Here is a 9,305-nt window from a genome sequence, read left to right as displayed (position 1 = left end):
GTGGGCTGCGTTCCGGAACGCAGCCCACGGCCCGCACCCACCGTCTCGGGTGGAAGGGCCCCTACTTCTTGGCAGCGGCCTTCTTCTTGGCGGGGGCCTTGCGTGCGGCGGGACGCTTGGCCGGGCCCTTGGCACGCTTCTCCGCCAGGAGTTCCACGGCCTGCTCGCGCGTCAGTTCCTCCAGGGAGGTGGCGCGCGGAACGGTGATGTTGGTGATGCCGTCGGTGATGTACGGTCCGAAGCGGCCTTCCTTGACCACGATGTTCTTTTCGGACACCGGGTCCGGGCCGAACTCGGCGAGCGGCGGCACGGCGGCGCGCGCACCCCTCTGCTTGGGCTGGGAGTAGATCTCCAGCGCCTGCTCCAGCGTGATCGTGAAGATTTCCTCTTCGGAACCGATGGACCGCGAGTCCGTGCCCTTCTTCAGGTACGGGCCGAAGCGGCCGTTCTGCACGGTGATGACGTTGCCTTCAGCGTCCTCGCCGAGTACGCGCGGCAGGCTCATAAGCTGCAGGGCCTCTTCCAGGCTGACCGTGTCCACGCTCATCGAGGCGAACAGCGAGCCGGTGCGCGGCTTGGCCTTCACGGGCTTCTTCGGCGGCTTGGGCTTGCCGTTCTTGTAGTACTCCACCGGCTGGTTGGCGAGCTGCTCGTCCGTCATTTCCGGAATGACTTCCGTAACGTAGGCGCCGTAGCGGCCGTTCTTGGCCACCACCGTGTGACCGGTGTGCGGGTCATCGCCAAGGACACGCTCCTCCGGGGCGGCCGTCTCCATCAGTTCCTTGGCCTTGGCGGCCGTCAGCTCATCCGGAGCCAGGTCCTCGGGGACGTTCGCGCGGGCAGACTCAACCACTTCGCCGGTCTTCGGGTCGACCGTGGGGATGGAGCTTTCCAGGTACGGGCCGAACTTGCCCACACGAAGGGTGATGCCCTCGGCGATCGGCACGGAGTTGATTTCCTTGGCGTCAATTTCGCCAAGGTTGTTGACGATGCTCAAGAGACCGGGGTCGGAGTCTTCGCCGTAGTAGAAGTGCTTGAGCCAGGCGGCGCCCACGGCCTGGCCGTTGGCGATCTTGTCCAGGTCGCCTTCCATGTCCGCGGTGAACTCGTAGTCCACGTAGTCGTGGAAGTGCTGTTCGAGCAGCCGGATCACGGAGAAGGCGATCCAGCTCGGGACCAGCGCGGAGCCCTGCTTTCGCACGTAGCCGCGGTCCTGGATGGTGGAAATGGTGGAGGCATAGGTGGACGGGCGTCCGATGCCCTTCTTTTCCAGCTCCGCCGTCAGGGAGGCTTCCGTGTAGCGCGGCGGCGGCGAGGTTTCGTGGCCAACGGCAACGATGTCCGAGGCGGTGAGTGCATCGTCCTTGGCCACGTTGGGCAGGCGGCGGGCTTCCTCGGAATCGTCGTCGCCGCGGCTTTCGTCCTTGCCTTCCTCGTAGGCTGCAAGGAAGCCGGGGAACGTGATGACCGTGCCGGAGGCGGAGAACTCGGCGTCCCGGCCGTCCGCTGCCACCGCGCCCAGGCGGATGGTGGCCGTGGAGCCCTTGGCGTCGCCCATCTGGGAGGCGACGGTGCGCTTCCAGATGAGCTCGTAGAGCCGGAATTCGTCGCCGGACAGCTGTTTGGCTACCTGCGCCGGGGTGCGGAAGGAGTCTCCGGCGGGGCGGATAGCTTCGTGGGCTTCCTGCGCGTTGGCTGCCTTGCCCGTGTAGACCCGGGGCGACTGCGGCACGTACTCCGGGCCGTAGAGCTCGGACGCCTGGCGCCGGGCGGCCGTCACTGCTTCGTCACTCAGCGCGGAGGAGTCCGTACGCATATAGGTGATGTAGCCGTTTTCATAGAGGCGCTGGGCCACCTGCATGGTGCTCTTGGAGGAGAACCGCAGCTTTCGCCCGGCTTCCTGCTGCAGCGTGGACGTTGTGAACGGAGCGGCCGGACGGCGGGTGTACGGCTTGGTGTCGACGGAGCGGACACGGAACTCGGCGCTCTGCAGGCCTGCCGCGAGGGACGTGGCGAGTTCCTCGTTCAGGTGCGCGACGTTGCGCGAGGTGAGTTCGCCGTTGTCGTTAAAATCGCGGCCGCTGGCCACCTTGGCGCCATCAACGGCCGCCAGCTTCGCTTTGAAAGAGGAAGCAGCACCCGAGCCGGCGCCGAACTGGCCCGTGAGGTCCCAGTAGGACGCGGCCTTGAAGGCCATGCGTTCCCGTTCACGGTCCACCACCATGCGGGTGACCACGGACTGGACGCGGCCGGCCGACAGGCCGCGGGCCACCTTGCGCCACAGCACCGGGGAAATTTCGTAGCCGTACAGGCGGTCCAGCACGCGGCGGGTTTCCTGTGCATCCACCAGGTCCTGGTCGACGTCGCGCAGGTTGCCCATGGCGCGCTGGATGGCTTCCTTGGTGATTTCGCCGAACGTCATCCGGTACACCGGCACCTTGGGCTTGAGTACTTCCAGCAGGTGCCACGCGATGGCCTCGCCCTCGCGGTCCCCATCGGTTGCGAGGTAAAGTTCGTCGGCGTCCTTGAGCGCTGCTTTGAGCTCAGTCACCTTCTTCTTCTTGTCCGCGGACACGACGTAGTACGGCTTGAAGTCGTTTTCGATGTCGACGGCGAACTTGCCGATGGAGGTCTTCTTGAGTTCGGCAGGGAGCTCCGAAGGCTGCGGCAGGTCACGGATGTGACCGATGGAGGCCTCCACGATAAAGCCCTCGCCCAGGTACTTGGCGATGGTCTTGCTCTTGGCCGGAGACTCCACGATCACGAGTTTTTTGCCGGTTTTGGCCTTGCTTGGCACGGTGCTCCTACAGAAAAAGGTTGGCTGGGGCAGATGAGCCCATACTCGCCTAGTTCACCATATTTTGAAGGATGATGCGCATTCATGTGGAAAACGGGTGCCGGGCATCACTTACGGTCGTCAGGAATCATGGACCACATCGTGGCCATTCTCTCGGCGCCCTGGGGAACTTGGTCCGGGTCTTCGAGCTCGTAATCCTTGAGCAGCCCGAACACCTTGGCGGTGAGCTCGGAGCGCTGCGCCGGTGTCAGGTACAGCAGGTTGCTGGAGAGCACCACGACGCCGGGCGCCTCGGTCGATTCGCTGTTTTTCCGGCGTTCGTCACGGACCTTGGCGTAGGCGTTGACCCTGCGCCGGAAGGCGTCCAGCTCCAGGTCGAGGACGGCAAACTCGGGGCTGGCCACTCCCCCGCCTGAATTGATGGTGAAGTCCGTTCCGGCGGCCCGCCACCGGCGTTCCCTGGCGTCGCCGGCAGTGGCGGCCGGCTCCACGATTCCCCATTTCTGCAAGGCCCGCAGGTGGTAGCTCATGGCGCTGGGCGTCAGGCCGGTCTGCGCGGCAAGCTCCGTCGCCGTCCGGCTGACCTGCGTAGAATACAGTTCCGAGATCACTTCCAGCCGTGCCGCGTGGGCCAGCGCGCGGATGGCCTTCGGGTCGGTGATCTCCACCTTCTTTTCCGGCCGTGCCCTGCGTTTGGCACCCTCTTGTGCGGCCGGCTCCGTTTCTGGAGTTTCTGCATTCACGACTCCATTCTATCGGCGATCAGCCAACTCTGAAAGAAACGCTTGACATTCCATCGCGCCGGGGAGTAGTTTCGCGGACATGGGGGACATGGCCGGGCGATCGCCTGCCTTAATACAAGTAAATCCAGCGCTTTGGCGAAACCGGGACTTCCTGTTGGCAAGCAGTGCCCGGTTCCTGGCTGCCACCGGCATGGGTGCCGTGGTGGTCAGCGTAATGCTGCATCTGCAGGCACTGACCGCGGCCGGCACCGTCACGCTCGCGGGCTCCTGGCTCGTGGCCGCCTACCTGCTGTGCTCGGCCCTGCCGCTGGTGATCCTTGCCCCCTGGGCCGGGCGGCTCGCTGACACGAGGGATTCCCGGACAATCGCGACGGCGGCCTCCGCCGGAAGTGCCGCAGCCGTTGCAGGCATGGGCCTAAGCATGCACTACCTGGAAAACTACATTCCCGTGCTCTTCGCCCTCACGTTCCTGCTGAACGCCTGCCAGGCCGTGGCCGGCCCGACGTTTCAGGCCCTGCTGCCCCGCATTGTCGGGGAAGAGCGGACACCCAGGGCCGTGGGAACCATGCAGGCAACCATCATGATCGCGGGAATGGCAGGGCCTGCGGCAGGCGGAGTGCTTAGTGGGTGGGGCGGTTCGCTGCTGGTGTTTTCCGTGGCAAGCGCCCTCTACGTCCTGATGGGAGTGGGCGCGTTCCTGATCCGGACCCGGAGGGGCACCTCCGCCGAACGAGCCGGCAGGAAGCTGCCCGCTTTGATGGACGGGCTCCGGCTTATCCGGCGGGACAGCCTGGTGTGGGCCCTGGTGCTCGGCGCACTGTTCTTTATTGCCGTGGGGGAAGCAACCAACGTCCTTGAAGTTTTCCTCGTCCGGGGCGAGATGGGCGCGTCCGAAACGCAATACGGCCTGCTCGTGGCCTCTTTTGCCCTGGGAATGGCCGCCGGAGCCGTTCTCGCCGCCCGCATCACATCAGCCCCGGTCAGGCTCCGCGTCCTCCTGGGGTCCATGGCGCTGACGTCCACGGTACTCGCGGTCATCGGGCTGGTGCCCACCGTGGAGCTGATGTTCGTGGCCTACACCGGGATGGGAGTCTTCTGCGGTGTCCTCAACGCCTGCTTCGGTGCGATCGTCATCCTTCGGATGCCCGAGGAAGGCCGCGGGCAGGCGATGTCCATGATCGGCGGCCTGACCCGCGCCATCACCGTGGTGGCGTTGGCGTTCGGGGGCCTCCTCGGTGTCCTGCTGCCGGTCCGGGCCGCCTTCCTGCTGGTCGGCGGCATCGGCGCGCTGGTGTCGCTGGCCATCGCGATTACTGTTCTGTGGCGCTTCGGTTCAGACCCGGACGGTCCGGCGGAACCGCCCGCCGTGTCCGGTTCAGGCCGGCAGGAGGAACCCGTCGAGGACCAGGTTCCGGACTTCGGCGAGGAGCCCGTTCCGGAACGTTTCGCCGTCGAACCCGTCGCCCCCGCCCAGCAGCGCTTCAAGGGCACCGGTGATCTGCCCGACGGACAGATCACCGTCGCACGCTGACACGAAGCCGGCAAGCTCAGTACTGAGCAGGTTGGTGCGCCGAAGCCCCGAGCCCTGGCGCAACAGGATCACGCCGGGGTGTTCCGCACCGGGCCGCTGGTGGCGCTCCTCCGTGACGTCCTCGGCCACCAGCAGGTGGGTGGCGGCAAGATTGTTCGCGGCCACCCAGTCGGCCCGCTCCACCGCTGCGCCCAGGCACGGGCCAATGGGCTGCTCGATGGGATAGGTGATTTCCTCGAAGCGGCTGATGACCGGCCGGGCGCCCGCGGCGGGGCGCCGGAGGAAGATCATGCCGAAGCCGATCCCGGCCACGTTGCGTGAGGCAAAGTCGTCCAGGTAGGCGGCGTAGGCGTCCTGGTAGTGCTGCCGGTCGCGGGACTCGGAGGCGTCCCGCAGCCACGTTTCGGCGTACTGTTCCGGGCCCACGAGCTCGCGCTGGATGAACCAGGCGTCCACGTCCGGTCCGGCCCAGCTTTGCGGCCTTTCCTGCCAGGCGGTCCCGGCCGTGACCTCCCAGTTGCCCAGGAGCTGGGCTGTTCCGGCCGGGGCCAGGACGGACGGCAGTTCGCGGACCAGCGACGCAACAATGTCGTCTCCGGGCAGCCCGCCGTCGCGGTAGGTGAACTGGTCCGCGGCGGCCTCTCCCAGGCTCCGGGGCGTGATCACGAACGGCGGATTGGACACCACCAGGTCGAAGGTTTCGCCGGCCACGGGTTCCAGCAGCGAACCCAGGCGCAGGCTTATCCGGTCTTCCGGCCTGGATGGGTCGATGCGCAGTGCTTCGGCGTTGAGGAGCAGGTTGAACCGGGTGAAGGCAAGGGCCCGTGCCGAGATGTCCGTGGCTGTCACGTGGTCCGCGTGGTGCAGGAGGTGGAAGGTCTGGATGCCGCAGCCGGTGCCCAGATCCAGGGCTTTGGAAACCTGCCGGCGGATGGTGGTCTGCACCAGCGTGGTGGAGGCCTGCCCGATGCCCAGCACATGGTCGTGGCGCAGGACGCCGGGCTGCTGATGCGCCGCGAGGTCGCTGGCCACCCACAGCTCGGCCCCGCCGCCATTGTCCGCGTCGGTTTCGTCCGCACCCGCCGCGGCATTGCCGCTCCAGCCGTACGGCCGGAGGTCAGCCTTTGCCCTGACGGTTCCCGAAGCGGAATCCGTGCCGGTCTCCGCCGCGGACGGTTCGACGAGCCCCAGCGTGAGGAGGCCCTCGGTGCGGATCCCCGGGAGGGCGGCGTCGAGCACTTCAGCATGCTGGGGCACGGCCAGGAGCCACAGGCGTACGACGGCGGCGAGCGCCGCTGCGTCGGGGTCACCTTTCGCGGCGGCTTCTGTGGCGATCAGTGACGGGATGAGCTGGTCGCGGCCGAGCGCGGAGTAAGCGGATTCGCCGAGCAGCGCGGCGACTCCGTCGACCGTGTAACCGATGCCGCGCAGGTCCGCGGCGAGGGCGGACAGCAGCTCCGGGAGGTCGCTGCGAGGGGCGTCGGGAGTGTTGCCGGCCGTGAAGTGCATAGCTGTTTCAGTCACTGAGCAAGTCTATGGTTCCGGGATGCGCCCGCCGGCCTGCGCTTGCCGGAGTTCCCACACCCGGGGTCGCCGGGCCGATTCACGGGGATCAGTCCGCCTTCGGCGGGATTGTCGGCAGCACCACCTATGCTTCTGAGCATGAGCCGCAAAAGTGTGATCTTCGTTGACGCAGGTTTCCTCCTGGCCACGGGCGGGCTGCGGGTCACCGGGAACTCGCTGCGTTCAGCATTTTCGGTCCAGTACAAGAACCTTGTGGACGGCATCCAGGAATTTGTCAGCGAGCGCGACAGCCGGGATCTGCTGAGGATGTACTGGTATGACGCGGCCAAGGACGGAGTGTTCAGCGACGAACACAAGCGGATCGGCCTGCTGCCGGGGGTCAAGGTCCGGTTGGGCCGGATGTCTTACAACGGCGAGCAGAAGGGCGTGGACCTCAAGCTCGGCCTCGACCTCGTGGGAGTTGCGCGGAACCGTTCGGCCGACGTCGCCTACCTGTTGTCCGGCGACGACGACCTCGCCGAAGCGGTGGAAGCAGCCCAGGACCTCGGCATGAAAGTGGTGCTGCTGGGGATTGAAAACCAGGGCCACCGGCTTGGCGTCACGGCAGTGGCCGAGCATCTGGCGCTACAGGTCGACGACATCGCCACCCTGCCGCAGTCGCTCTTGGACCGCTGCTTTGCGAAGTCGGCGCCGGTGGCGGAGGCTGCCGCCCAGGCTGCTGCGCCGGCCGGCGCCAGCCCGGGCAACGGCCTTTCAAGCAACGGCGCGGGCCATGCTCCCGGTACGCGGCCGGTTCCGGGGCCGGGTGTTTTGCCGGCCTTTAGTCCCGCGGGGCCGGAAGCGGGCCCTGCCACGGCCTCGGGTGCCGAGGCTGCCGGGCCTCCCTCCGGCGCCGAGCCCGCCGATGATTCCGTGTCCGCTGCTGCCAGCCCGGCAGGCACGCCCGGCCGCCCGGTGCCGACGCCGGGCCCACGGCGGGCACCGCAGGACCTGCGGCCGGTCCCGGCAGCCGGTATGGCGCGCCGCGAACCGGTGTATTCCACCGCAACAGGTGCCCCCGCTGCCCAGAGCCCGTGGTTCGACCTGGTGGAGAGCGCCGAAGCGGTCGCAGTCAGCCTCGCGGACAACTGGCACGGCAGCGTCAGCCAGCGGGAACTCAACGAACTCCTCGCAGAGCGTCCGCTGCTCCCGCCGACGATTGACCGGGTCCTGATCAAGGACTGTGCCGCGAAGATCGGCGAAGCGAAGACGGACCTCCAGGACATCCGGAAGGCCATCAGGGCTGCGTTCTGGCGCCGCCTCGACGAGCTGGTGTAACAGCGCCACGGCAACGCCCCGCAGAAACTGGCCGCGCATGAGTTGGTTGCGGCCCGGGCTTGTTCCGGGGCACCATGGTCCTATGCATCTGCAGCAACGATTTATCAGCCCTCGGCCGCTTCCCGGCCGCACGGGCTTCTTGTTGCGCGCATAATCTGCGGCCGCCGGGGTCCGTCCGGTGCAGCGGCTGAGGGTGATTCCTCCCTTCCCAAAGCTGCCCCAAAGGACCCCCATGAAGAACTATCTCTCCCTGACAGAACTCAATTCCGCACTCGCCCTGCGCGACCTGACTGACCCCGGCGCCGGAGCGCACGCCATGCAGCGGCTGCTGGCGGACGTGGTCACCGCGCTGCAACGGTGTTGGGATATCCCGACCGAAACCCACCGGCTCAATCCGCTGGTGGCCACCGCGGACAACTACGACAGGCTGGGCTATGCGCCAGGGGACGTGACCCGGGACTCCCGGTATTCGCGCCATGTCAGCCCCACCGTAATGCTGCGGAGCCACACGTCAGCGGGCATCCCGGCGCTCCTCGACTCACTCCGCGGCGAGCAGGGCCGCTACGACCGGCTGCATGTGCTGCCCGGGCTGGTCTACCGCCGGGATGCCATTGACCGCAGGCATGTGGGGGCGCCGCACCAGGTTGATCTGTGGCGCATCAAGGCGCGCGGGCTGCTGGGGCCGGCTGATCTGCAAGCGATGATGGCGGCAGTTGTTGAAGCCGTTCTTCCGGCGGCTGAGCACCCCGGCGTGCAGTGGCGGGCCACCCCGGCCACGCACAGCTATACGGCGGCTGGCCGGCAGCTGGACGTGTTGGTCGCCCTGCCGGACGGCCGCAGCGAATGGCTGGAACTCGCCGAGTGCGGCCTGGTGGCTACGCCCGTGCTGCGCAGCGCGGGGCTGGATCCCAGGAGATGGGCCGGGCTGGCCTTGGGCATGGGGCTGGACAGGGCCCTCATGCTGCGCAAGGGCATGGACGACATCCGACTGCTCCGTTCGGAAAATCCGGAGATCCAGGCGCAGCTGCTGGATCTGGCGCCCTACCGTCCGGTTTCACTCATGCCGGCAGTCCGCCGGGATCTCTCGCTGGTGCTCACGGGCCCGGCCGAGGCCGACGTCGAGCTGCTGGGCGACCGGGCACGCTCCGCCCTTGGCAAGGAGGCCGATGTCCTTGCAGCCCTGGAGATCAAAGCGGTGACGCCGACGGCGGAGCTGCCGCCTGCCGCCGTCGACCGCCTCCGCATGGGGCCGGGCGACGTCAATGTCCTGCTCCGGCTGGTGCTCCAGCCGCTCGACCGGACGCTGACCGATGAGCAGGCGAACCGGCTGCGGGACCGGGTGTATGTTGCGCTCCACCGGGGAAAAGTGCAGGAGCTGATCGCCGGGTAGGCC

The 9,305-nt window shown here is 67.3% G+C and carries 5 protein-coding genes and 1 pseudogene; 3 read left to right on the top strand and 3 right to left on the bottom strand.

The window, feature by feature from the left end; genetic code table 11:
- Positions 1–61 precede the first annotated feature (61 nt).
- Both topA and PV761_RS15825 read right to left on the bottom strand, forming a co-directional pair.
- Complete coding sequence (gene topA / locus PV761_RS15830; protein WP_347898147.1) at positions 62–2,797, bottom strand: type I DNA topoisomerase; 2,736 nt, start codon at positions 2,795–2,797, stop codon at positions 62–64.
- Between the two features lie 107 nt (positions 2,798–2,904).
- Entirely contained in the window at positions 2,905–3,540 is a 636-nt protein-coding gene (locus PV761_RS15825; RefSeq protein ID WP_347898145.1) for a winged helix-turn-helix domain-containing protein, read from the bottom strand.
- A 79-nt stretch (positions 3,541–3,619) separates the two neighbouring features.
- Between PV761_RS15825 and PV761_RS15820 the strand changes: the two are divergent.
- Positions 3,620–4,900: pseudogene (locus tag PV761_RS15820) on the top strand (MFS transporter); the annotation flags it as partial.
- A 15-nt stretch (positions 4,901–4,915) separates the two neighbouring features.
- On the opposite strand, the gene PV761_RS15815 reads toward PV761_RS15820, so the two are convergent.
- Complete coding sequence (locus PV761_RS15815; RefSeq protein ID WP_347898158.1) at positions 4,916–6,580, bottom strand: methyltransferase; 1,665 nt, start codon at positions 6,578–6,580, stop codon at positions 4,916–4,918.
- A 153-nt stretch (positions 6,581–6,733) separates the two neighbouring features.
- Between PV761_RS15815 and PV761_RS15810 the strand changes: the two genes are divergently transcribed.
- Positions 6,734–7,912 carry an NYN domain-containing protein gene (locus tag PV761_RS15810; RefSeq protein WP_347898143.1) on the top strand — a complete coding sequence of 393 codons (1,179 nt, stop codon included), beginning with the start codon at positions 6,734–6,736 and terminating at the stop codon, positions 7,910–7,912.
- A 232-nt stretch (positions 7,913–8,144) separates the two neighbouring features.
- Complete coding sequence (locus tag PV761_RS15805; RefSeq protein ID WP_347898140.1) at positions 8,145–9,302, top strand: hypothetical protein; 1,158 nt, start codon at positions 8,145–8,147, stop codon at positions 9,300–9,302.
- Positions 9,303–9,305: the final 3 nt, after the last annotated feature.

Source organism: Arthrobacter sp. CC3, assembly GCF_039907775.1.
Classification (GTDB): Bacteria; Actinomycetota; Actinomycetes; order Actinomycetales; family Micrococcaceae; genus Arthrobacter.
This window is presented reverse-complemented; position numbering and strand designations above follow the sequence as displayed.

Bases quoted from the DNA above. Each gene is read 5' to 3' on its own strand.
- PV761_RS15815 (WP_347898158.1), bottom strand. From the start codon at position 6,580: ATGCACTTCACGGCCGGCAACACTCCCGACGCCCCTCGCAGCGACCTC.
- PV761_RS15810 (WP_347898143.1), top strand. From the start codon at position 6,734: ATGAGCCGCAAAAGTGTGATCTTCGTTGACGCAGGTTTCCTCCTGGCC.
- PV761_RS15805 (WP_347898140.1), top strand. From the start codon at position 8,145: ATGAAGAACTATCTCTCCCTGACAGAACTCAATTCCGCACTCGCCCTG.